Origin of the sequence: Escherichia sp. E13S3, from assembly GCF_004212325.1 — a bacterium.
Lineage (GTDB): Bacteria > Pseudomonadota > Gammaproteobacteria > Enterobacterales > Enterobacteriaceae > Escherichia.
The window spans coordinates 289,761-311,487 of record NZ_RHJR01000018.1; the positions used below are offsets into that span (position 1 = coordinate 289,761).

The 21,727-nt window shown below is 51.0% G+C and carries 20 protein-coding genes; 13 read left to right on the forward strand and 7 right to left on the reverse strand.

Annotated features, from left to right (window positions below; translation table 11 throughout):
- Positions 1-8 precede the first annotated feature (8 nt).
- Positions 9-257: a hydrogenase maturation factor HybG gene (gene hybG / locus D9597_RS19030; protein WP_000334896.1), complete on the forward strand. Its 249-nt coding sequence runs from the start codon at positions 9-11 to the stop codon at positions 255-257.
- 141 nt (positions 258-398) lie between these two features.
- Here hybG and yghU read toward each other — a convergent pair whose 3' ends face one another.
- Complete coding sequence (gene yghU / locus D9597_RS19035; protein ID WP_130223977.1) at positions 399-1,265, reverse strand: glutathione-dependent disulfide-bond oxidoreductase; 867 nt, start codon at positions 1,263-1,265, stop codon at positions 399-401.
- 204 nt (positions 1,266-1,469) lie between these two features.
- Between yghU and gss the strand changes: the two genes are divergently transcribed.
- Positions 1,470-3,329: a bifunctional glutathionylspermidine amidase/synthase gene (gene gss / locus D9597_RS19040; protein ID WP_130223979.1), complete on the forward strand. Its 1,860-nt coding sequence runs from the start codon at positions 1,470-1,472 to the stop codon at positions 3,327-3,329.
- Positions 3,330-3,631: 302 nt separating this feature from the next.
- Positions 3,632-5,131 (forward strand): inorganic phosphate transporter PitB, encoded by a 1,500-nt coding sequence (gene pitB / locus D9597_RS19045; protein ID WP_130223981.1) that lies wholly within the window; start codon positions 3,632-3,634, stop codon positions 5,129-5,131.
- Positions 5,132-5,178: 47 nt separating this feature from the next.
- On the opposite strand, the gene D9597_RS19050 is transcribed toward pitB, so the two are convergent.
- Complete coding sequence (locus D9597_RS19050) at positions 5,179-5,871, reverse strand: dTMP kinase (protein WP_130223983.1); 693 nt, start codon at positions 5,869-5,871, stop codon at positions 5,179-5,181.
- A 173-nt stretch (positions 5,872-6,044) separates the two neighbouring features.
- On the opposite strand from D9597_RS19050, the gene D9597_RS19055 reads away from it, so the two are divergent.
- The 7 genes from D9597_RS19055 to lptG are packed head-to-tail and all read left to right on the forward strand — an operon-like array spanning position 6,045 to position 12,514.
- Entirely contained in the window at positions 6,045-6,758 is a 714-nt protein-coding gene (locus tag D9597_RS19055; RefSeq protein WP_130208017.1) for a dTMP kinase, read from the forward strand.
- Between the two features lie 31 nt (positions 6,759-6,789).
- Entirely contained in the window at positions 6,790-7,548 is a 759-nt protein-coding gene (locus tag D9597_RS19060) for a hypothetical protein (protein ID WP_064529665.1), read from the forward strand.
- 46 nt (positions 7,549-7,594) lie between these two features.
- Positions 7,595-8,947, forward strand: coding sequence for a lipopolysaccharide biosynthesis protein (locus D9597_RS19065; RefSeq protein WP_130223985.1), 1,353 nt, complete (start codon positions 7,595-7,597; stop codon positions 8,945-8,947).
- Positions 8,944-9,768 carry a hypothetical protein gene (locus tag D9597_RS19070; protein ID WP_130223987.1) on the forward strand — a complete coding sequence of 275 codons (825 nt, stop codon included), beginning with the start codon at positions 8,944-8,946 and terminating at the stop codon, positions 9,766-9,768. Before D9597_RS19065 ends, D9597_RS19070 begins: the two co-directional genes overlap by 4 nt.
- Before the next feature lie 11 nt (positions 9,769-9,779).
- Positions 9,780-10,337, forward strand: coding sequence for a YtfJ family protein (locus D9597_RS19075; RefSeq protein ID WP_130218311.1), 558 nt, complete (start codon positions 9,780-9,782; stop codon positions 10,335-10,337).
- A 30-nt stretch (positions 10,338-10,367) separates the two neighbouring features.
- Positions 10,368-11,438: an LPS export ABC transporter permease LptF gene (gene lptF / locus D9597_RS19080; RefSeq protein WP_130223989.1), complete on the forward strand. Its 1,071-nt coding sequence runs from the start codon at positions 10,368-10,370 to the stop codon at positions 11,436-11,438.
- Positions 11,435-12,514: an LPS export ABC transporter permease LptG gene (lptG, locus tag D9597_RS19085; protein ID WP_130223991.1), complete on the forward strand. Its 1,080-nt coding sequence runs from the start codon at positions 11,435-11,437 to the stop codon at positions 12,512-12,514. Before lptF ends, lptG begins: the two co-directional genes overlap by 4 nt.
- A gap of 34 nt (positions 12,515-12,548) precedes the next feature.
- On the opposite strand, the gene D9597_RS19090 is transcribed toward lptG, so the two are convergent.
- From D9597_RS19090 to D9597_RS19105, 4 genes are read right to left on the reverse strand one after another with little or no spacing between them, the layout of a single operon-like run.
- The gene (locus tag D9597_RS19090) at positions 12,549-13,721 is read right to left on the reverse strand and encodes an aminotransferase class I/II-fold pyridoxal phosphate-dependent enzyme (protein WP_130223993.1); all 1,173 of its coding nucleotides are present in this window, start codon (positions 13,719-13,721) and stop codon (positions 12,549-12,551) included.
- Positions 13,721-13,969, reverse strand: coding sequence for an acyl carrier protein (locus tag D9597_RS19095; protein ID WP_001697422.1), 249 nt, complete (start codon positions 13,967-13,969; stop codon positions 13,721-13,723). The genes D9597_RS19090 and D9597_RS19095 overlap by 1 nt, the downstream gene beginning before the upstream one ends.
- Before the next feature lie 31 nt (positions 13,970-14,000).
- Positions 14,001-14,915, reverse strand: coding sequence for an NAD-dependent epimerase/dehydratase family protein (locus tag D9597_RS19100; protein ID WP_130223995.1), 915 nt, complete (start codon positions 14,913-14,915; stop codon positions 14,001-14,003).
- Positions 14,912-16,612, reverse strand: a complete 1,701-nt coding sequence (locus D9597_RS19105; protein ID WP_240780445.1) for a fatty acyl-AMP ligase — start codon at positions 16,610-16,612, stop codon at positions 14,912-14,914. Before D9597_RS19105 ends, D9597_RS19100 begins: the two co-directional genes overlap by 4 nt.
- 396 nt (positions 16,613-17,008) lie before the next feature.
- Here D9597_RS19105 and yghO point away from each other — a divergent pair, with 396 nt between their 5' ends.
- Positions 17,009-18,151, forward strand: coding sequence for a protein YghO (gene yghO / locus D9597_RS19110; RefSeq protein WP_205712913.1), 1,143 nt, complete (start codon positions 17,009-17,011; stop codon positions 18,149-18,151).
- A gap of 6 nt (positions 18,152-18,157) precedes the next feature.
- Here the strand turns inward: yghO and glcC are convergent, their stop codons facing one another.
- Positions 18,158-18,922 carry a transcriptional regulator GlcC gene (gene glcC / locus D9597_RS19115; protein WP_130223999.1) on the reverse strand — a complete coding sequence of 255 codons (765 nt, stop codon included), beginning with the start codon at positions 18,920-18,922 and terminating at the stop codon, positions 18,158-18,160.
- A 250-nt stretch (positions 18,923-19,172) separates the two neighbouring features.
- Here glcC and glcD point away from each other — a divergent pair, with 250 nt between their 5' ends.
- Together glcD and glcE are read left to right on the forward strand one after the other, a co-directional pair.
- A complete protein-coding gene (gene glcD, locus D9597_RS19120) occupies positions 19,173-20,672 on the forward strand; it encodes a glycolate oxidase subunit GlcD (protein WP_125097517.1) in 1,500 nt (499 codons plus the stop codon).
- Positions 20,672-21,724, forward strand: coding sequence for a glycolate oxidase subunit GlcE (glcE, locus tag D9597_RS19125; RefSeq protein WP_130224001.1), 1,053 nt, complete (start codon positions 20,672-20,674; stop codon positions 21,722-21,724). The genes glcD and glcE overlap by 1 nt, the downstream gene beginning before the upstream one ends.
- The last annotated feature ends 3 nt before the right edge of the window (positions 21,725-21,727 follow it).

Sequence of the window (21,727 nt, forward strand, 5' to 3'; positions counted from 1 at the left end):
AGTTAACAATGTGTATTGGCGTTCCAGGCCAGGTGCTGGCTGTCGGTGAAGATATTCACCAGCTTGCGCAGGTTGAAGTATGTGGTATCAAGCGTGACGTGAATATCGCCCTGATTTGCGAAGGTAACCCTGCCGATCTGCTGGGCCAGTGGGTACTGGTGCACGTCGGATTTGCCATGAGCATCATCGACGAAGATGAAGCCAAAGCCACATTAGACGCGCTGCGCCAAATGGATTACGACATTACCAGCGCGTGATGATTAAAGCCGGATGCTTTCGTAGGCCTGATAAGACGCGCGAGCGTCGCATCAGGCATTGTGCCTGATTGCCGGATGCGGCGTGAACGCCTTATCCGGCCTACATTGGTCTGGATGGCTTGCTGCGACGAACGGTAACCATTACCCCAGGCGCTTATCTTCCGTATTTGTCTCGAAATCACTGGCGTCATGGCGTTCATGCAACTGCTCGTTCAGCGGTCCGTTGGTGCGGTTAACAATACGCCCACGTTTCACTGCCGGACGTTCGCCCACTTCTTTCGCCCAGCGTTGCACGTGCTTATAACTGCCCGCATCAAGAAACTCTGCGGCATCATACACGCCGCCTAACACCACGTTGCCAAACCACGGCCAGATCGCCATATCCGCAATGGTGTACTCATCGCCCGCAACAAACTTGTGCTGCGCCAGTTGCTTATCCAGCACGTCGAGCAGGCGCTTGGCTTCCATGGTAAAGCGGTTAATGGCGTACTCAATTTTCACCGGCGCGTAATGATAAAAGTGACCAAAACCACCGCCGAGGAACGGCGCAGCGCCCTGTAACCAGAACAACCAGTTCATCGTTTCAGTTCGCTTCGCCAGATCCTGCGGCAGGAAGTAGCCAAATTTCTCGGCCAGATAAAGCAGAATCGATCCTGACTCAAACACGCGGATCGGCGGGTTATGCGTATGATCGCGCAGAGCGGGAATTTTCGAGTTCGGGTTCACTTCGACAAAACCGCTGGAGAATTGATCGCCATCGCCAATGCGAATCAGCCACGCGTCGTACTCTGCGCCGGTGACGCCCAGCGCCAGCAGCTCCTCAAGCATAATCGTTACTTTCTGACCGTTCGGCGTTCCCAGCGAATAGAGTTGCAATGGGTGCTTGCCAACGGGCAGCGTTTTTTCATGTGTAGGACCAGAAACCGGGCGATTGATATTGGCGAACGCGCCGCCAGCGGATTTATCCCACGTCCAGACTTTCGCGGGCTGATAAGTATTGTCTGCCATAGTGAGTTGCCTTCTGAGTGGTAGTGTTGAAGCAGTGTAGCAGGTCACTTGCTGTACAGAATGTGAATTTTTTAACCCTTTGCGCCAGCCGCTGCGTTGAGGTGTATGATAAGTCTAACCTCTGTCCGGTTAATGTCGCTGAGCAGGTAATCAGAGCACAACAATTACGCCAACTGCTTAGGTTGTATTGTTAAAGGTAAAGTGATGAGCAAAGGAACGACCAGCCAGGATGCCCCGTTCGGGACGTTATTGGGCTACGCCCCCGGTGGTGTAGCAATCTACTCTTCAGATTACAGTTCTCTCGATCCGCAGGAATACGAAGATGACGCCGTATTCCGTAGCTATATCGACGATGAATATATGGGCCACAAATGGCAATGCGTTGAGTTTGCTCGCCGTTTTCTCTTTCTGAACTACGGTGTGGTCTTCACTGACGTGGGCATGGCGTGGGAGATTTTCTCGCTGCGCTTCTTGCGTGAAGTGGTTAATGACAACATTCTGCCATTGCAGGCATTTCCTAACGGTTCGCCGCGTGCGCCGGTCGCGGGCGCGCTTCTTATCTGGGATAAAGGCGGTGAATTTAAAGACACCGGCCATGTCGCCATCATTACCCAATTGCATGGCAACAAAGTCCGTATTGCGGAACAGAACGTGATTCATTCCCCGTTGCCGCAAGGGCAACAGTGGACGCGCGAGCTGGAGATGGTGGTAGAAAACGGCTGCTATACCCTCAAAGACACCTTCGATGACACCACTATTCTGGGCTGGATGATCCAGACGGAAGATACTGAATACAGCTTGCCACAGCCGGAAATTGCAGGCGATTTGTTGAAGATCAGCGGAGCGCGACTGGAAAACAAAGGCCAGTTTGACGGTAAATGGCTGGATGAAAAAGATCCGCTACAAAACGCCTATGTGCAGGCCAACGGTCAGGTGATTAATCAGGATCCGTATCATTACTACACCATTACGGAGAGCGCCGAACAGGAACTGGTTAAAGCCACCAACGAGCTGCACCTGATGTATCTTCACGCCACCGATAAAGTGCTGAAAGATGACAACCTGCTGGCGTTGTTCGACATTCCGAAAATCCTCTGGCCGCGTTTGCGCCTCTCCTGGCAGCGTCGTCGCCACCATATGATCACCGGTCGTATGGATTTCTGTATGGATGAACGTGGCCTGAAGGTCTATGAATACAACGCCGATTCAGCCTCTTGTCATACTGAAGCGGGCTTGATCCTCGAACGCTGGGCGGAGCAGGGCTATAAAGGCAATGGCTTCAATCCGGCGGAAGGGCTGATTAACGAACTGGCTGGCGCGTGGAAACACAGTCGTGCGCGTCCGTTTGTCCATATCATGCAGGACAAAGATATTGAGGAGAACTATCACGCTCAGTTTATGGAGCAGGCGCTGCGACAGGCGGGCTTTGAAACGCGTATCTTGCGTGGGCTAGATGAACTGGGCTGGGATGCTGCCGGACAACTGATTGATGGGGAAGGGCGACTGGTTAACTGCGTGTGGAAGACCTGGGCGTGGGAAACGGCGTTTGATCAGATTCGCGAAGTCAGCGACCGTGAGTTTGCCGCAGTACCGATTCGCACTGGTCATCCGCAAAATGAAGTGCGTCTTATCGACGTTCTGCTACGCCCGGAAGTGCTGGTCTTTGAACCGCTATGGACGGTGATCCCTGGCAACAAAGCGATTCTGCCAATTCTCTGGTCGCTGTTCCCGCATCATCGTTATCTGCTGGATACCGATTTCACTGTTAATGATGAACTGGTGAAAACCGGTTACGCCGTGAAACCGATTGCCGGTCGCTGTGGTAGCAATATCGACCTGGTCAGCCATCATGAAGAGGTGCTCGACCAAACCAGCGGTAAATTTGCCGAGCAGAAAAATATCTACCAGCAACTGTGGTGCCTGCCAAAAGTGGACGGTAAATACATTCAGGTATGTACCTTCACCGTGGGCGGCAACTACGGCGGGACGTGTTTGCGCGGCGATGAATCTCTGGTCATCAAAAAAGAGAGTGATATTGAACCGCTAATTGTGCTGAAAGAGTAATAGACTTTTTCGCAAACCCGTGCTGATTATCAAAAATAATCAGCACGGAAAATCGTTCATGGAATGCTCAAAATATTGAATATTGAAATGCATTAAGTTAATAAATTCACAACATGAATGTATTAATGATTGAAATGATTCGCCATTAATTATTTCTTAAAATTTTGAATGGCAACTTATTATCTGATACTAAAGAAATAACACTCTTTTTATCGTTAAAAAATGATATTTCACTTTGCCCACGCCGTTAAAGTCACTGATAATGCGTCCGTTCGTAAATTCAAAATGGCGTAATCTAATATATGCTAAATTTATTTGTTGGCCTTGATATATACACAGGGCTTTTGTTATTACTTGCTCTGGCATTTGTGTTGTTCTACGAAGCAATCAATGGTTTTCATGACACGGCGAATGCGGTGGCAACCGTTATTTATACTCGTGCCATGCAGCCACAACTTGCCGTGGTGATGGCGGCATTTTTTAACTTTTTTGGCGTGTTATTGGGCGGACTTAGTGTCGCTTATGCCATCGTCCATATGTTGCCAACCGATTTGCTATTGAATATGGGGTCAACCCACGGTCTGGCGATGGTCTTTTCCATGCTGCTGGCGGCGATTATCTGGAACCTGGGAACGTGGTTCTTTGGTTTACCGGCCTCCAGTTCGCACACCTTGATTGGTGCGATTATCGGCATCGGTTTAACCAACGCGCTGTTAACCGGCTCATCGGTGATGGATGCGTTAAACCTGCGTGAAGTGACCAAGATTTTCTCCTCGTTAATTGTCTCCCCCATCGTCGGCCTGGTCATTGCGGGGGGGCTGATTTTCCTGCTGCGCCGTTTCTGGAGCGGGACGAAAAAGCGTGACCGTATTCACCGAATTCCTGAAGATCGCAAAAAGAAAAAAGGCAAACGTAAGCCGCCATTCTGGACACGTATTGCCCTCATTGTTTCCGCTGCGGGCGTGGCGTTTTCGCACGGTGCGAACGACGGGCAGAAAGGGATCGGCCTGGTGATGCTGGTGCTGGTGGGGATAGCGCCCGCTGGTTTCGTCGTCAATATGAATGCGTCTGGCTATGAAATTACCCGTACTCGCGATGCCGTCACCAACTTTGAACACTATCTGCAACAGCATCCTGAACTGCCGCAGAAGTTAATTGCAATGGAACCTCCATTGCCTGCGGCATCGACTGATGGCACGCAAGTGACGGAGTTCCATTGTCATCCGGCAAATACCTTTGATGCGATTGCGCGCGTTAAAACGATGCTGCCGGGCAATATGGAAAGCTACGAGCCGTTAAACGTAAGTCAACGCAGTCAGCTGCGCCGTATTATGCTTTGTATCTCTGATACCTCTGCGAAGCTGGCGAAACTGCCAGGCGTTAGCAAAGAAGACCAGAGCCTGCTGAAAAAACTGCGCAGCGATATGTTAAGCACCATTGAATATGCTCCAGTGTGGATAATCATGGCGGTGGCTTTAGCACTCGGTATTGGCACCATGATTGGCTGGCGCCGTGTAGCGATGACCATCGGTGAGAAAATTGGTAAGCGCGGCATGACTTATGCGCAAGGGATGGCGGCGCAGATGACGGCGGCGGTATCTATCGGTCTTGCCAGTTATATTGGGATGCCTGTTTCCACAACTCACGTACTCTCTTCTGCGGTGGCGGGGACGATGGTGGTAGATGGCGGTGGGTTACAGCGTAAAACGGTAACCAGTATCCTGATGGCGTGGGTGTTTACCTTACCGGCGGCAATTTTTCTGTCTGGTAGTCTGTACTGGATTGCATTGCAGCTTATCTAACCTTCCTGTTAATGCCCGGTCCTGCGATCGGGCATTATCACTTTTGACTAGTGATAACCTCGCGCTGTCATAAAATCCATTATCGCTTTTTCCGCATCAACCAGCACTTGTTCCAGCGGTTGATTGGCATCGATATCAACCAGTTGCGCGCCTCCAAAGGTTAACTTTGGCGTTATGGCAATTTTCTTCGCCAGAGATTCTCGTTTGTGGTCAGGCTTACGCGCGCAGGCCACGTCCAGGGAGACATTGAGTTTGATGACCAGATCAGGCTTATGGCTCGCCATCCAGTGAAATGCTTTACGTTCCTGACTTGCCAGCCATGACACAAAACGACCACCTTCAATGTTAGGCGGGAACACCGTACCATCGTAAGCGCCAGGAATCTGGTTCTGTGGATAACGGTCGGTTAAAACAATTAACCCGCGACGACGACAGGCAAGCATATGACGAAAGCGCAGTAAGCGGCGGGCGACAAACGCTGTAATTACCAGCGCCGGAACTGGCCCAGGCAATTTTTTCGCTGTTTTCACTTTATTGCGTTCAATTGATTTATTAAGCGATTTTCCCATTAAGGGCAGTTTTACCACTGCACGACCGACATTTCCGGCTTGCTTTCCTAAATGAACTCTTTCTGCGGCACCATATTTTTCGACAACGGTAATGAGATGTTCACAAACTGTTGACTTGCCTGAACCATCACTACCAATAACGGCTATTAATGGAGGTGTTATAGACTGCATGAATATATCTTTAAATTTAAATATCCATCCCAAATATTTATCTGGTTAATATGTTTTAATGAAAGCGTAATTCAGGTCAATGTCACAATTAACCATTGTCACAATAAGGTTGAACGGATATTCTGAGCACGGACCACGTAATATTCAATACATTATTTGCTGCCGGGTTTTTCGTGAATCAACGTAATATGTCAATAATTAATTCCATGCCAGTGCGTGTTATTGCCATTGTGGGATGTGATGGTTCAGGTAAATCGACCCTCACGGCAAGCCTGGTGAATGAACTGGCAGCAATAATGCCAACAGAACAAATTTATCTTGGGCAGTCTTCCGGACGAATTGGCGAATGGATTTCACAGTTCCCTATAATTGGCGCCCCTTTTGGGCGTTATCTGCGGGGTAAGGCAGCTCATGTACATGAAAAGCCCTCAACACCGCCAGGCAATATTACCGCGCTGGTTATCTATTTGCTTTCCTGCTGGCGGGCGTACAAGTTTCGAAAAATGTTGAGAAAAAGCCAGCATGGCTTTTTGTTGATTACCGACCGCTACCCGCAGGTTGAAGTCCCTGGCTTTCGTTTTGATGGTCCACAACTGGCTAAAACTAAAGGCGGTAATGGCTGGGTAAAAATGTTAAGGCAGCGCGAGCTGAAGCTGTACCAATGGATGGCGTCTTATTTGCCCGTATTGTTGATTCGTCTTGGCATTGATGAACAAACCGCGTTTTCGCGTAAACCTGACCATCAACTGGCAGCGTTACAGGAAAAAATCGCCGTTACGCCGCAACTGACTTTCAACGGCGCCAGGATCCTTGAACTGGATGGTCGGCAACCAGCCGATGAAATCCTGCAAGCGTCACTACGTGCAATTCACGCCGCACTTTCCTGATCACCAAAATGGATAGGGGATGATTTAAAGAATGGATGCACTACAAACGCAAGCTGTTAACAGCACTACCGCGCCGCAGCCCAGCTACATTCCGGGGCTAATTGCGGTGGTCGGGTGCGATGGCACCGGTAAATCTACGCTGACCACCGATCTGGTGAAATCATTGCAACAGCACTGGCAAACCGAGCGGCGCTATCTGGGGCTACTGTCCGGCGAAGACGGTGACAAAATCAAACGATTACCGTTGGTTGGTGTCTGGCTGGAGCGGCGACTGGCGGCAAAATCCTCGAAAACCCAAAGCATGAAAACTCGCTCTCCGGCGCTCTGGGCGGCGGTGATTATGTACTGCTTCTCGCTGCGAAGAATGGCGAATCTGCGCAAGGTCCAGCGACTGGCGCAAAGCGGCGTTCTGGTGGTCAGCGATCGCTTTCCGCAGGCGGAAATTTCCGGTTTTTATTATGACGGGCCGGGGATTGGCGTCGAGCGCGCGACCGGGAAAATCAACCAATTTCTGGCGCAGCGCGAGCGACAGTTATACCAACAAATGGCGCAGTACCGTCCTGAATTAATCATTCGTTTGGGGATTGATATTGATACTGCCATTTCCCGCAAGCCTGACCATGACTATGCCGAGTTGCAGGACAAAATCGGCGTCATGTCGAAGATTGGCTATAACGGCACAAAAATTTTAGAGATTGATTCCAGAGCGCCCTACAGCGAAGTGCTGGAACAGGCACAGAAAGCGGTTTCTCTGGTTGCCATCGTTTCTGACCGCCGAAGCTTGACTTAAGGCAGACGGGATATTTTTCATTTTTCAACGATAAGGTCAGGCTGAATTGGCAGGTTTTAACATCAAACATTGGTTTGCAGATGGAGCCTTTCGCACCATTATTCGTAACAGCGCCTGGTTAGGCTCCAGCAATGTCGTGAGTGCCTTGCTGGGCTTACTGGCGCTTTCGTGCGCCGGTAAAGGAATGACGCCAGCGATGTTTGGTGTACTTGTCGTCATACAGTCTTATGCCAAGTCGATTAGTGATTTTATTAAGTTTCAGACATGGCAGTTGGTGGTGCAGTACGGAACGCCAGCATTAACCAACAATAATCCCCAGCAATTCCGTAATGTTGTCTCATTTTCCTTCTCGCTGGATATCGTCAGCGGCGCGGTGGCGATTGTCGGCGGCATTGCCTTACTGCCATTCCTTTCCCATTCATTAGGTCTGGATGACCAAAGCTTTTGGCTGGCGGCGCTGTATTGCACGCTCATTCCTTCAATGGCTTCCTCCACGCCGACCGGCATTCTGCGTGCGGTAGATCGCTTCGATTTGATTGCTGTACAGCAGGCGACGAAACCTTTTCTGCGCGCAGCGGGCAGCGTAATCGCCTGGTATTTTAACTTTGGCTTTGCCGGATTTGTTATCGCCTGGTACGCATCGAATCTGGTTGGCGGCACTATGTACTGGTGGTTTGCCGCGCGCGAATTACGCCGCAGAAATATCCATAACGCGTTCAAATTGAATCTGTTTGAGTCTGCCCGACACATCAAAGGCGCATGGAGTTTTGTCTGGTCAACCAACATTGCCCATTCCATTTGGTCGGCGCGTAATTCATGTAGCACGGTGCTGGTGGGGATCGTATTAGGGCCAGCTGCTGCCGGGTTATTTAAAATCGCCATGACATTCTTCGATGCCGCCGGGACGCCCGCCAGTTTGTTGGGTAAGAGTTTTTACCCTGAAGTCATGCGCTTAGATCCACGAACTACCAGACCGTGGCTCCTGGGCGTGAAGTCTGGATTGCTGGCAGGTGGGATTGGCATTCTGGTGGCGCTGGCCGTGTTAATCGTTGGCAAGCCACTTATTTCACTGGTGTTTGGTGTTAAGTATCTCGAAGCGTATGACCTGATCCAGGTGATGCTCGGAGCCATTGTTATTTCGATGCTGGGCTTCCCACAGGAGTCATTATTGCTAATGGCAGGGAAACAGCGTGCTTTTCTCGTGGCGCAAACCATCGCCTCAATCGGCTACATCGTATTGCTGTTCATGTTCTGCCATCTGTTTGGCGTGCTGGGGGCAGCATTTGCTTACTTCGGTGGGCAATGTCTTGATGTGGTGCTCTCGTTAATTCCGACATTGAAGGCGTTCTTTCAACGCCATTTATTGGCCTATAACGCAGTGGGAGAAAAATCCCAATGATGAAAAAATATTTTCCACTTGAGGTCAGTGAGCGTTTATTTATCGCGGTCGAAGAAGATGATGTTGTTGACGCTCAAGTTAGCTTACCACCAACGATCGCACTGCGTTGTTCATCGGAAATTATTCATGATAATTATGCATTATGCCTGAGATTCTGGTTGGACGGAGTCAATCGCAAGGCGTTACTCCACCTGACCCTGAAGCAGGCTAAAGGTGACTCTCTTACCGACGAAGAACGCAAACAGTATAAATACATGCGAGCGCGCTACAAGCATCTGCGTTTTGCGCAACGGCTGTATTTAAAGAAGCATCAGGCTGGTTTTTTATTTGGCAAAACGACCGTTTTTCTGGGGCGTTTTCAGGATGGTTTTCGTAACGGTAAGAAAAATATTGTGTCGTATTACGGCAACCTGTTACGTATTTATTTAAGCTCTCCTGTCTGGTGGCTGGTGAACTATTCATTACGCCATAGCCAGCTAGAAAGCGTTAATGGTTTTATCGCTTATCGGCAGAAGCAAATGCGCATCCTGAAAGAAATTATTGCCAGGCCGCAGCTAACCGGCAGGGAATTTCATGATGTGCGAAAAATCATCAGTCAGCAGGTTTCTTATTACGACACTCTAAGATCGCTTGATCCCGAAAATACAGAGGCGTTGCAGATTTCCCGCTTCCTGGCGGCCATTAATGGCCTGATGGGGGATAAGCACGACGACATGGTGGCGGATGATTTGGACAATCGCCAATCGTATGATGCGCCAGTGGCACTCGACAGCGATATTCGTCAGCGCTTAGAACTGCTGATTTCGCGTTTTCCGCTATAACCGGAGTAATGATGCCCTCTCGTCTGATTACTGCGCTGATATTTTCACTCTTCTCGTTCTGCGCTACTGCGCACAATTTCGTCATCGGAAAACCGGTCACACCTGTTTATATTCAGGACGGTGGCGAATTACTGCTCAAAAATGACGAAATTTACTATCAAAAGTGGAACAGCACGCAACTGAAAGGAAAAGTCCGCATTATTCAGTATATCGCTGGGCGAAAGTCAGCGAAGAAGAAGAACTCTCTGTTAATCAAAGCAGTAGAAACAGCAAACTTTCCTCAGGATCGTTTTCAGCCCACCACCATTGTGAACACCGATGATGCCATCTTTGGCACCGGCTATTTTGTGACAGGTAAAATTGAAAAAAATAAACGTCGTTATCCGTGGGCGCAATTCGTAATCGACGGCAGCGGTCTGGGGCGCGTTGCCTGGCAACTGCCGGAACAGAGTTCAACCATTCTGGTGCTGAATAAATACGGGCAAATTCAGTGGGCGAAGGACGGCAGCCTGACGCCAGAAGAGGTTGATCAGGTCATTGCGTTGGCGCAGAAGCTGATCAATGAATAAAAAACTCAAAGGATTGAGGGCGTTAGTGAGATGAAGCTGGTTGAACACTACATCATGCGTGGTACACGCCGTCTGGTGCTGATTATCGTTGGTTTTTTGATCTTTATCTTCGCCAGTTACTCTGCACAGCGTTACCTGACCGAAGCAGCCAATGGGACTTTAGCGCTTGATGTAGTACTTAATGTTGTTTTCTACAAAGTGCTGATAGCGCTTGAAATGTTACTCCCAGTGGGCCTGTATGTGTCGGTTGGTGTGACACTTGGGCAGATGTATACCGACTCAGAAATTACCGCTATCTCTGCGGCGGGCGCCAGTCCCGCACGTTTGTATAAAGCCGTTCTGTATCTGGCAATTCCATTAAGCATTTTTGTCACGCTGTTGTCGATGTATGGTCGGCCCTGGGCTTATGCGCAGATTTATCAACTGGAACAACAGTCGCAGTCGGAGCTGGATGTTCGCCAGTTGCGGGCAAAGAAATTTAACACTAACGATAACGGACGAATGATCCTTTCGCAGACGGTTGATCAAGACAATAATCGCCTGACTGACGCGCTGATTTACACCTCTACCGCCAACCGAACCCGCGTTTTCCGCGCCCGTTCGCTTGATGTTGTTGACCCCTCTCCGGAGAAGCCAACCGTTATGTTGCATACCGGCACGGCTTATATACTCGATCATCAGGGCAGTGACGACAACGAACAGATCTACCGTAATCTGCAATTACATCTCAATCCACTGGATCAAAGTGCCAACGTCAAACGCAAAGCGAAATCGGTCGCGGAACTGGCGCGCTCTGTATTTCCTGCCGATCATGCCGAACTGCAATGGCGACAAAGCCGTGGCCTGACAGCGTTGTTAATGGCTCTGCTGGCTATCTCTTTAAGTCGGGTAAAACCGCGGCAAGGGCGATTTTCAACGTTACTGCCACTGACGTTGCTGTTTGTTGCCATTTTTTATGGCGGCGACGTCTGTCGTACGCTGGTGGCTAACGGCGCTATTCCCCTCATTCCTGGTTTGTGGTTAGTGCCCGCACTCATGCTAATGGGCCTGCTGATGCTGGTTGCACGCGACTTCTCCTTGCTGCAGAAATTTTCCCGATGAATGTTTTCAGTCGCTATTTAATCCGTTACCTCTTTCTCGGTTTTGCCGCCGCCGCAGGGCTATTGCTGCCGCTTTTTACCACCTTCAACCTGATTAACGAACTGGATGATGTCAGTCCGGGCGGTTATCGCTGGACTCAGGCAGTGCTGGTAGTGCTAATGACCTTACCGCGCACACTGGTCGAACTTTCGCCGTTTATCGCGTTATTGGGTGGTATTGTTGGCCTGGGGCAGTTATCGAAAAACAGTGAGCTTACCGCCATTCGCAGCACGGGGTTTTCTATCTTCCGTATTGCACTGGTGGCGCTGGTCGCCGGGATATTGTGGACTGTTTCGTTAGGCGCGATAGATGAGTGGGTGGCGTCGCCATTGCAGCAACAGGCGTTGCAAATCAAATCGACCGCCACCGCGTTGGGGGAGGACAATGACATTACTGGCAATATGCTGTGGGCCAGGCGCGGTAATGAATTTGTGACGGTGAAATCGCTAAACGAGCAGGGCCAGCCGGTGGGCGTGGAGATATTTCATTACCGCGACAATCTCTCGCTCGAATCCTACATTTATGCACGCAGCGCCACCATTGAAGACGACAAAACGTGGATCTTGCATGGTGTGAATCATAAAAAATGGCTGAATGGCAAAGAAACGCTGGAAACATTAGATAATCTTGCCTGGCAATCGGCCTTCACCAGTATGAATCTTGAAGAGTTATCGATGCCGGGGAATACTTTTTCTGTCCGTCAGCTTAATCATTACATCCATTATTTGCAGGAAACCGGGCAACCCAGCAGCGAATACCGCCTTGCACTGTGGGAAAAACTGGGGCAACCGATCTTAACCCTGGCGATGATTTTGCTGGCTGTACCGTTTACCTTTAGCGCCCCGCGCTCGCCAGGGATGGGTAGCCGTCTCGCTGTAGGCGTCATCGTTGGCTTACTCACCTGGATCAGCTACCAAATCATGGTCAATCTGGGATTGCTATTTGCGTTGAGCGCACCCGTTACCGCGCTCGGTTTACCGATAGCGTTTGTACTGGTGGCGTTGAGCCTGGTGTATTGGTATGACAGTCAACATTAAACCCGCCGTGGCGCAACACCACGGCGGGCTCACGTTACTGCTTCAGAGTAGCGAACGCCTGAATGATGGCATCAATTTGCTCGCGACTGTGGGCAGCATTAACGCTACAGCGCAGCAGCGTCATGCCCGCCGGCGCGGCAGGTGGCAGGATAAGATTCACATACACGCCCAGCGAAATAAGCTCACGCCAGATGCGTAAACCTTCCTCTTTCGAACTGATTATTACTGGCACTACTGGGCTAATATGTGAGCTTAACTCGTAACCCAGTTTTTGCAGACCGTCATACAGATGGTTGGCGTTATCCATCAGCTTTTGCCGCAGCTCTGGTTGAGTGGCAATGGTTCTTAACGACGAGCGCACGGTTGCAATGCAGGAAGGAGAAGGAGAGGCGGTAAAAATATACGGACGGCTGCCGTAGCGCAGCACTTCCATCGCTTCCGAACCCACGGCAAAACCACCAATCGAGGCCAGGCTTTTACTGAAGGTGCCAACGATAATATCCACATCATCTTCAACGCCGACAGCTTCAGCCAGTCCGCGCCCCGTTGCGCCTAACACGCCGAACGAATGCGCTTCATCGACAATTAAATATCCGCCGAGACGACGTTTGATATCAACAATTTCCGCCAGCGGCGCAACGTCACCGAGCATACTGTAGATGCCTTCAACGATGATAATCGCCTCTTTTGCCCGTTCACCGAGGCGAACCATGCGACGCTCCAGATCGTTGGCGTCATTATGGCGGAAACGAATAATTTCCGCGCCGCCGAGAGAACAGGCGTCATAAATACTGGCGTGGCTGTCGGCATCCAACAACACCACGGCGTTATGGTCGGCGAGTGCGCTGATGACGCCCAAATTAGCGGTATAACCGGTTGAAAAAACGATAGCGGTAGGACGATTGAAAAACTCGGCAATCTCTTTCTCTAACGCCAGATGCGGCGCATAACTGCCATTAGCCATACGTGAACCGGTGGTGCCGGTGCCTTGCGTCGCTAACGCTGCTTGACCATCGGCGATGGCATCATGATTAAAAGTTAAACCGAGATAATTATTGGTCCCGGCCAGAATCACTTTTTTATTGCCGATACGCCCTTCGGTGGCGGAATACACTTCATCAATACAGGTGCCAAACGGCGTTAACCCGTTATCGCTAAATTGCAGTCGCTCGCCCGCAAGACGCGCATATTTATCGTATAGCCCCATTATTTATTCTCCAGCCATGGAAGTAGTGTTTCCATTAATTGCACAGGGGTTTTGACATCCAGCAGAATATTAATAGGAATGGAAATATCAAATCTGTCTTCAAGCATCATTAAGAGATCCATCACTTTGATCGACTCCAGGCCGAGATCGTTGACGAGATCGCTGTCAGGCTTAATTTCCACACCGTTTTCGACCAAATCCTGTAAACAGGAAAGGATGTAATCCATTACTATTTCACGATTTACCATAGAAACGTTAACACACCTTTAAACAAGACAATCAAAATAGCCCGTTGCGTAATGCGTGTTCCAGGCTAATCCCGGGAAACCAATTAATATCTTCAGAAATACGGTTATTACTTGCCGACCAGTCAACATGAGTTAATTCACCCAATTTTGAGCGGGTCAGCATAGGTTCTTTACCTGCCAGGCGACTCAACGCGGTACTGACATCTGCAAGGCAGGTGAGCAACGGCAGAGGAATGCCGACCATCCGTACAGCTCCTTGACGGGCGGCGGCGGCCAGTTGTTGCACGCGCTGCCAGTCATAGCCACCGGCGACACCATCACATAATTCATACGTTTGCGTCTGTACGGAATCGGCGCTTAACCACTGACCCACGGCTTGCGCGAAATCGGTGACGTGCAGGAAAGAGAGCTGTGTATCTGGTGCGCCCAGCCGTGGCAGCAGGCCACGCAGCATCCAGTCAAACAGTGGTTTTAACTCTTTATCGCCGGGGCCATAGACTGCTGTTGGGCGAAAAATGCCCAGCGTAATTTCGTCCGCCATTGCTGCCAGTCGTTGTTCGGCGAGGTGTTTGGATTTCGCGTACCAGGAGAGTTCGGGATGGCGCGCCGCCAGCGAAGAGATAAAAAGAAAACGTTGGCAAAAGCCGCTCTCTTTTGCCGCCTGCATCAGGCGCAGACTGCCGTCAACGTTACAGCGAGTAAAGATATCCTCTTTGTGTCCGCGTACTTGCCCGGCGCAATGGACCACAGCACCGGCACCAGCAACCAGCTCGCTAAGTGAATGCGTATCTTCCAGCGAACCGCGCACCCAGGTAACGTTATCGTTATGGTCAGCACGGGAAGTACGCGTCAATGCGCGGACGTGAAAGCCGCGGGCGAGCAGATTATCGATAATATATTTACCGATAAACCCGGTAGCGCCCGTCACCGCGACCGTTTGATTCATTGCGCAAAACCTGCGAGGGATTCCTGCACATGAAGATTGGCGGCATAGGCTTTCTGATAACGTTTTTTCGCTTCTGCGCGGGCAGGTTTACCGGAAGATGTGCGCGGAATACTGTGTGGTGGTAACAAGTCGATAGCCGCCGAAACGCCAAATTCGCTTTGTATCCGCGCCGCCAGAGAGTGGATTAGCTGGGCGCGACGATTTTCGTCGCTGATCCGGCACTGGATCTGCAAAATGATTTTTTCCTGGGCAGTAACAAAAGCAATGGCATCGCCAGAATGAATTTCTGGTTCCTGTTCCGCAATGTATTCAATATCTTGCGGCCAGATATTGCGGCCACGAATAATAATCAGATCTTTAATACGCCCAGTGACATAAAGGTAACCGTCCAGCAGATAACCGAGGTCGCCGGTATCTAACCAACCCGTCGCCGCGATATCGTCCTGCGAAGTCTGGTCGCCAAAATAGCCGCTCATCAGGCTAGGACCAGAAATACAAATATGGCCCACTACGCGTTCGGCTACTGGCAGACCCGCTTCATTACGAATTTCAATGCCATGTTCCGGCAACGTTTTACCGCAGTTGACGAAAGTCGATACGGCGCGTGTCTCAGCACCCGGTGCGACGGCTTTACCCTGATATTCAAGGATGTCGCGATCCACTTCGTTAACCACAACCCCGGAGGCTTCATCGGAGAAGCTGACGGCCAGCGCGTTCTCTGCCAGTCCGTAGCAGGGCATAAAGGTTTTATCGTCAAAGTTAACCTGACGGAAACATTCAGCGAACTGATGGAGCTGTTCTGCTGAGATGGGTTCTGCACCAATACCAGCGACGCGCCAGCAGGAAAGGTCCAGTTCAGCGAGATCTTTTTCATTCACGCGGCGCTGGCACAATTCATAGCCAAACGGCGGCGCAACGGAAACAGTGCCACGATTTTTACTGATCAATTTAAGCCATTGCAGTGGGCGCATGGCGAAATCCTGGGTGCGCAAATAATCCACCGAAAGCTGCGTGGCAACAGGCGTCAGGAGAAAACCGACCAGCCCCATATCATGGTAGAAAGGCAGCCAGGAGACACAGCGATCGCCCGGACGTAATTTAATGCCATCGTGGCTTATGGCGCGTAGATTAGCCATCACTTCGCGGTGAGTGATGATAACGCCACGGGGAAAACGGGTGCTGCCGGAGGTGTACTGGAGGTAGGCGATATCGTCTGGAACTGGACGCTGGAGTGCAACATCGGCTTCCGGTAATGCCTTAAACCAGGCGTGGCTTAAAACATGTAATTTGGGGTTGTCATGCGTCGCGGCATTGACCAGCGGCAACCATTCATCGCCAGTGATTATCGCGGCTGGTTGGCAGCTTGCCAGTAAACCTTGCAGTTTGGTGCTCCAGGAATCACGCTGACCGACGCCCATTGGAATCGCCAATGGTACGGCAACTAATCCAGCATACTGGCAGGCAAAAAATGCCTCGACAAACCCGCTGCTGGTTTCGGCAATCAGCGCCACGCGATCGCCTTTTTTCAGGTTCAGCGATAGCAGCCGCTTTGCTCCTGTTTCGGCGCGCACTTTTAGTGTCTGATATTCCAATTTTTCTTCAAGTTGGCAACGCCTGTCATAAAAACTCATTCCGGCGCTTCCCAGCGCGGCATAGTCCAAAGCATCAACAAGCGTTGGAAAATCGGCATAGCGCATAGGCAGGGAATGCGTAAAAATTTTATTGGACATATACACCACGAAAAAATTGGATATCAAAAATAAAGTGACAATAATGCGGTGGATTATATATGCATAAAAGATAAATGAGATAGTATTTTCATTGGTGTGATATTGAACATTGATTTAAATAATGCTTTAAATCTTAACTCTGTTTATTGTGAATAATATTTAATTTATGAATATATTAAGATAATGCCCTGGCGGGTCGCATTAAGTCCACAATAGTCATGTTGATCGGCTAATGGTAGCTCTGGTTTATCGTAATTATTCATAAATATTATTTTATTTTTTCTTGTATTCACCGAATGGATTTTTAAGGTGCCGTCCGTTGCTGTTTATTTTCAGCATTAATTATTTGTTATCCACTAAGATATGGAATGCGATCTGCTGATGATTAAAATTGAAAAAGTAATAAATAAAAACGACTTAAAAGCATTTATCGCTTTTCCGTCGTCACTTTATCCCGATGATCCGAACTGGATCCCTCCTTTATTCATTGAACGCAGCGAGCATCTGTCAGCGAAGAATCCGGGGACGGACCATATCATCTGGCAGGCATGGGTGGCGAAAAAAGAAGGGCAGGTAGTAGGGCGCATTACCGCGCAAATCGATACCTTACACCGCGAGCGTTACGGCGAAGATACCGGTCATTTCGGCATGATTGACGCCATTGATGACTCGCAGGTTTTTGCCGCGTTGTTTGGCGCAGCGGAAGCGTGGTTGAAGTCACAAGGTGCAAGCAAGATCAGCGGACCTTTTAGCCTGAATATCAATCAGGAAAGTGGATTACTGATTGAAGGTTTCGATACACCGCCCTGTGCGATGATGCCGCACGGTAAACCGTGGTATACCGCGCATATTGAACAACTGGGTTATCACAAAGGTATTGATTTACTGGCGTGGTGGATGCAGCGAACCGATCTCACTTTCTCTCCGGCGCTAAAAAAACTGATGGATCAGGTGCGCAAAAAGGTGACCATTCGCTGCATCAATCGTCAGCGGTTTGCCGAAGAGATGCAGATCCTGCGTGAGATTTTCAACTCCGGCTGGCAGCACAACTGGGGATTTGTGCCGTTTACCGAACATGAATTCGCGACCATGGGCGATCAACTTAAGTATCTGGTGCCGGACGATATGATCTACATCGCCGAGATTGATTCTGCACCCTGCGCGTTTATTGTCGGCTTACCGAACATCAACGAGGCGATTGCCGATCTGAACGGATCGCTCTTTCCCTTCGGCTGGGCAAAATTGCTGTGGCGCTTGAAAGTCAGCGGTGTGCGGACCGCGCGAGTGCCGCTAATGGGGGTTCGCGACGAGTATCAGTTCAGCCGCATCGGCCCGGTGATTGCTCTGTTATTGATTGAAGCCTTACATGATCCGTTTGCTCGCCGGAAGATCGATGCGCTGGAAATGTCATGGATCCTCGAAACCAATACAGGCATGAATAACATGCTGGAACGCATTGGGGCGGAGCCGTACAAGCGTTACCGCTTGTATGAAAAGCAGATTTGACTCCAGCTAACTCTGGTTCATTTCCAGCGGCACCGCCGAACGAATCAAGTGGTGGCCTTCCAGCTCAATATCGTGGAGATTCTTTTTCACGGTCCGCACATGATCGCGGGCGGCGCGCTGGGCGACATGCGGGAGTCGCTGCAACACCGCGTTATAGATCCGCGCATGCTGGCGATCGATCTGCTTTTTTTGCTGTGGCCGATGGTAGAGATTATTCACGCTGGCAAACACCGAATTAAACATCAGATCGGTCAATGATTGCAGCGTAAACACCAGCACCTGATTGTGGGAAGCCTGACAAATGGCGAGATGGAAAGCATGATCCAGCTGTGCATGTTCGATCAGCGAAAGCTCTTTGTTGTGCTCACTGGCGGCGAGCATTTTTTCATAACAGCGGGTTATCAAAACAAAATCAGCCTGGGTTCCCAGCGTAGCCGCCAACCTTGCCGATTCGCCTTCCAGCAATGCGCGAACATCAAGCAGATCGTACAGCGTTCGCGGCTGCGTGCTGAACAGATGAATTAGCGGGCTGGTGTCCTGGACCCGATTAAGCCGCGCGACCCGAGAATCGCGACCCTGCGCTGTTTCAATAATCCCGCGCCCGCGCAGCACGGTCAGTCCTTCACGCAGTGCGGAACGTGAGAAGCCGAGCTTTTCACACAGTCGACGTTCTGAAGGAAGCGGCTGCCCGACCTTCAGCACGCCGTCGATAATTAACCGTTCGATACTTTCAGCAACTACTTCGCAAATAGGGCGACGTTCATCTTTCATTCCCGGACCTCGTGCACAGGTAGGACCAATTTTTCTGTTCTTAACTCGCAAAACACGCACATCACGTAAGTGATTATGTTACATCAATTTAACATTAAGTTAACCAATGCGAAGTCACAGAGCTGGAAAAAAAATGGTCTGACCGGTAACTAAAGAGATAGACGAAAACGAAAAGCCCGCTTAATAACTGTTCACAGAAGCAGCGCGCAAAAATCAGCTGCCACACAACACAACAAAGCGAACCCTACTCATGAGCATCTTGTACGAAGAGCGTCTTGATGGCGCTTTACCCGATGTCGACCGCACATCGGTACTGATGGCACTGCGTGAGCATGTCCCTGGACTGGAGATCCTGCATACCGATGAGGAGATCACTCCTTACGAGTGTGACGGGTTGAGCGCGTATCGCACGCGTCCATTACTGGTTGTTCTGCCTAAGCAGATGGAACAGGTGACGGCGATTCTGGCTGTCTGCCACCGCCTGCGTGTGCCGGTGGTGACCCGTGGCGCAGGCACCGGGCTTTCTGGCGGCGCGCTGCCGCTGGAAAAAGGTGTGTTGTTGGTGATGGCGCGCTTTAAAGAGATCCTCGACATTAACCCCGTCGGGCGCCGTGCGCGCGTGCAGCCGGGCGTGCGTAACCTGGCGATCTCCCAGGCCGTTGCGCCGCATAATCTCTATTACGCGCCGGATCCTTCCTCACAAATCGCCTGTTCGATTGGCGGCAATGTGGCGGAAAATGCCGGTGGCGTCCACTGCCTGAAATATGGTCTGACCGTACATAACCTGCTGAAAATTGAAGTGCAAACGCTGGACGGCGAGGCGCTGACGCTGGGATCGGACGCGCTGGATTCGCCTGGTTTTGACCTGCTGGCGCTGTTCACCGGATCGGAAGGTATGCTCGGCGTGACCACCGAAGTAACGGTAAAACTGCTGCCGAAGCCGCCCGTGGCGCGCGTGTTGTTAGCCAGCTTTGACTCGGTAGAAAAAGCCGGACTTGCGGTTGGTGACATCATCGCTAATGGCATTATCCCCGGCGGGCTGGAGATGATGGATAACCTGTCGATCCGCGCGGCGGAAGATTTTATTCATGCCGGTTATCCCGTCGACGCCGAAGCGATTTTGTTATGCGAGCTGGACGGCGTGGAGTCTGATGTACAGGAAGACTGCGAGCGGGTTAACGACATCTTGTTGAAAGCGGGCGCGACTGACGTCCGTCTGGCACAGGACGAAGCAGAGCGCGTACGTTTCTGGGCTGGCCGCAAGAACGCCTTTCCGGCGGTGGGGCGCATCTCCCCGGATTACTACTGCATGGATGGCACCATCCCGCGTCGCGCCCTGCCTGGCGTACTGGAAGGCATTGCCCGTTTATCGCAGCAATATGATTTACGTGTTGCCAACGTCTTTCATGCCGGAGATGGCAACATGCACCCGTTAATCCTTTTCGATGCCAACGAGCCCGGTGAATTTGCCCGCGCGGAAGAGCTGGGCGGGAAGATCCTCGAACTCTGCGTTGAAGTTGGCGGCAGCATCAGTGGGGAACATGGCATCGGGCGAGAAAAAATCAATCAAATGTGCGCCCAGTTCAACAGCGATGAAATCACGACCTTCCATGCAGTCAAGGCGGCGTTTGATCCCGATGGTTTGCTGAACCCAGGGAAAAACATTCCCACGCTACACCGCTGTGCTGAATTTGGTGCCATGCACGTGCATCACGGTCATTTACCTTTCCCCGAACTGGAGCGTTTCTGATGCTACGCGAGTGTGATTACAGCCAGGCGCTGCTGGAACAGGTGAATCAGGCGATTAGTAATAAAACGCCGCTGGTGATTCAGGGCAGCAATAGCAAAGCCTTTTTAGGCCGCCCTGTCACCGGGCAAACGCTGGATGTGCGTTGTCATCGCGGCATTGTTAATTACGACCCGACCGAGCTGGTGATCACCGCGCGTGCGGGAACGCCGCTGGTGGCGATTGAAGCGGCGCTGGAGAGCGCCGGGCAAATGCTCCCCTGCGAGCCGCCGCATTATGGTGAAGAAGCCACCTGGGGCGGGATGGTCGCCTGCGGGCTGGCGGGGCCGCGTCGCCCGTGGAGCGGTTCGGTCCGCGATTTTGTCCTCGGCACGCGCATCATTACCGGCACAGGAAAACATCTGCGTTTTGGTGGCGAAGTGATGAAAAACGTTGCCGGATACGATCTCTCACGGTTAATGGCCGGAAGCTACGGTTGTCTTGGCGTGCTCACTGAAATCTCGATGAAAGTGTTACCGCGACCGCGTGCCACCTTGAGCCTGCGTCGGGAAATCAGCCTGCAAGAAGCCATGGACGAAATCGCCCAGTGGCAACTCCAGCCATTACCCATTAGTGGCTTATGTTACTTCGACAATGCGTTGTGGATCCGCCTTGAGGGCGGCGAAGGATCGGTAAAAGCAGCGCGTGAACTGCTGGGTGGCGAAGAGGTTGCGGATCAGTTCTGGCAGCAATTGCGTGAACAACAACTGCCGTTCTTCTCGTTACCAGGTACCTTATGGCGCATTTCATTACCCAGCGATGCGCCGATGATGGATTTACCCGGCGAACAACTGATCGACTGGGGCGGCGCGTTACGCTGGCTGAAATCGACAGCCGATGACAATCAAATCCATCGCATCGCCCGCAACGCTGGCGGTCATGCGACCCGCTTTAGTGCCGGAGATGGCGGCTTTGCCCCGCTACCCGCTCCTTTATTCCGCTATCACCAGCAGCTTAAACAGCAGCTCGACCCTTGCGGCGTGTTTAACCCCGGTCGCATGTACGCGGAACTTTGAGGA

What these genes read in the sequence shown, in the direction of transcription:
- D9597_RS19075 (WP_130218311.1), top strand. Translation starts at nt 9,780, where the DNA reads ATGCCCTCTCGTCTGATTACTGCGCTGATATTTTCACTCTTCTCGTTC.
- D9597_RS19105 (WP_240780445.1), bottom strand. Translation starts at nt 16,612, where the DNA reads ATGCGCTATGCCGATTTTCCAACGCTTGTTGATGCTTTGGACTATGCC.
- glcC (WP_130223999.1), bottom strand. Translation starts at nt 18,922, where the DNA reads ATGAAAGATGAACGTCGCCCTATTTGCGAAGTAGTTGCTGAAAGTATC.
- D9597_RS19090 (WP_130223993.1), bottom strand. Translation starts at nt 13,721, where the DNA reads ATGGGGCTATACGATAAATATGCGCGTCTTGCGGGCGAGCGACTGCAA.
- D9597_RS19060 (WP_064529665.1), top strand. Translation starts at nt 6,790, where the DNA reads ATGGATGCACTACAAACGCAAGCTGTTAACAGCACTACCGCGCCGCAG.
- D9597_RS19100 (WP_130223995.1), bottom strand. Translation starts at nt 14,915, where the DNA reads ATGAATCAAACGGTCGCGGTGACGGGCGCTACCGGGTTTATCGGTAAA.
- pitB (WP_130223981.1), top strand. Translation starts at nt 3,632, where the DNA reads ATGCTAAATTTATTTGTTGGCCTTGATATATACACAGGGCTTTTGTTA.
- D9597_RS19050 (WP_130223983.1), bottom strand. Translation starts at nt 5,871, where the DNA reads ATGCAGTCTATAACACCTCCATTAATAGCCGTTATTGGTAGTGATGGT.
- glcD (WP_125097517.1), top strand. Translation starts at nt 19,173, where the DNA reads ATGAGCATCTTGTACGAAGAGCGTCTTGATGGCGCTTTACCCGATGTC.
- D9597_RS19095 (WP_001697422.1), bottom strand. Translation starts at nt 13,969, where the DNA reads ATGGTAAATCGTGAAATAGTAATGGATTACATCCTTTCCTGTTTACAG.
- D9597_RS19070 (WP_130223987.1), top strand. Translation starts at nt 8,944, where the DNA reads ATGATGAAAAAATATTTTCCACTTGAGGTCAGTGAGCGTTTATTTATC.
- gss (WP_130223979.1), top strand. Translation starts at nt 1,470, where the DNA reads ATGAGCAAAGGAACGACCAGCCAGGATGCCCCGTTCGGGACGTTATTG.
- hybG (WP_000334896.1), top strand. Translation starts at nt 9, where the DNA reads ATGTGTATTGGCGTTCCAGGCCAGGTGCTGGCTGTCGGTGAAGATATT.
- glcE (WP_130224001.1), top strand. Translation starts at nt 20,672, where the DNA reads ATGCTACGCGAGTGTGATTACAGCCAGGCGCTGCTGGAACAGGTGAAT.
- yghO (WP_205712913.1), top strand. Translation starts at nt 17,009, where the DNA reads ATGGAATGCGATCTGCTGATGATTAAAATTGAAAAAGTAATAAATAAA.
- lptG (WP_130223991.1), top strand. Translation starts at nt 11,435, where the DNA reads ATGAATGTTTTCAGTCGCTATTTAATCCGTTACCTCTTTCTCGGTTTT.
- lptF (WP_130223989.1), top strand. Translation starts at nt 10,368, where the DNA reads ATGAAGCTGGTTGAACACTACATCATGCGTGGTACACGCCGTCTGGTG.
- yghU (WP_130223977.1), bottom strand. Translation starts at nt 1,265, where the DNA reads ATGGCAGACAATACTTATCAGCCCGCGAAAGTCTGGACGTGGGATAAA.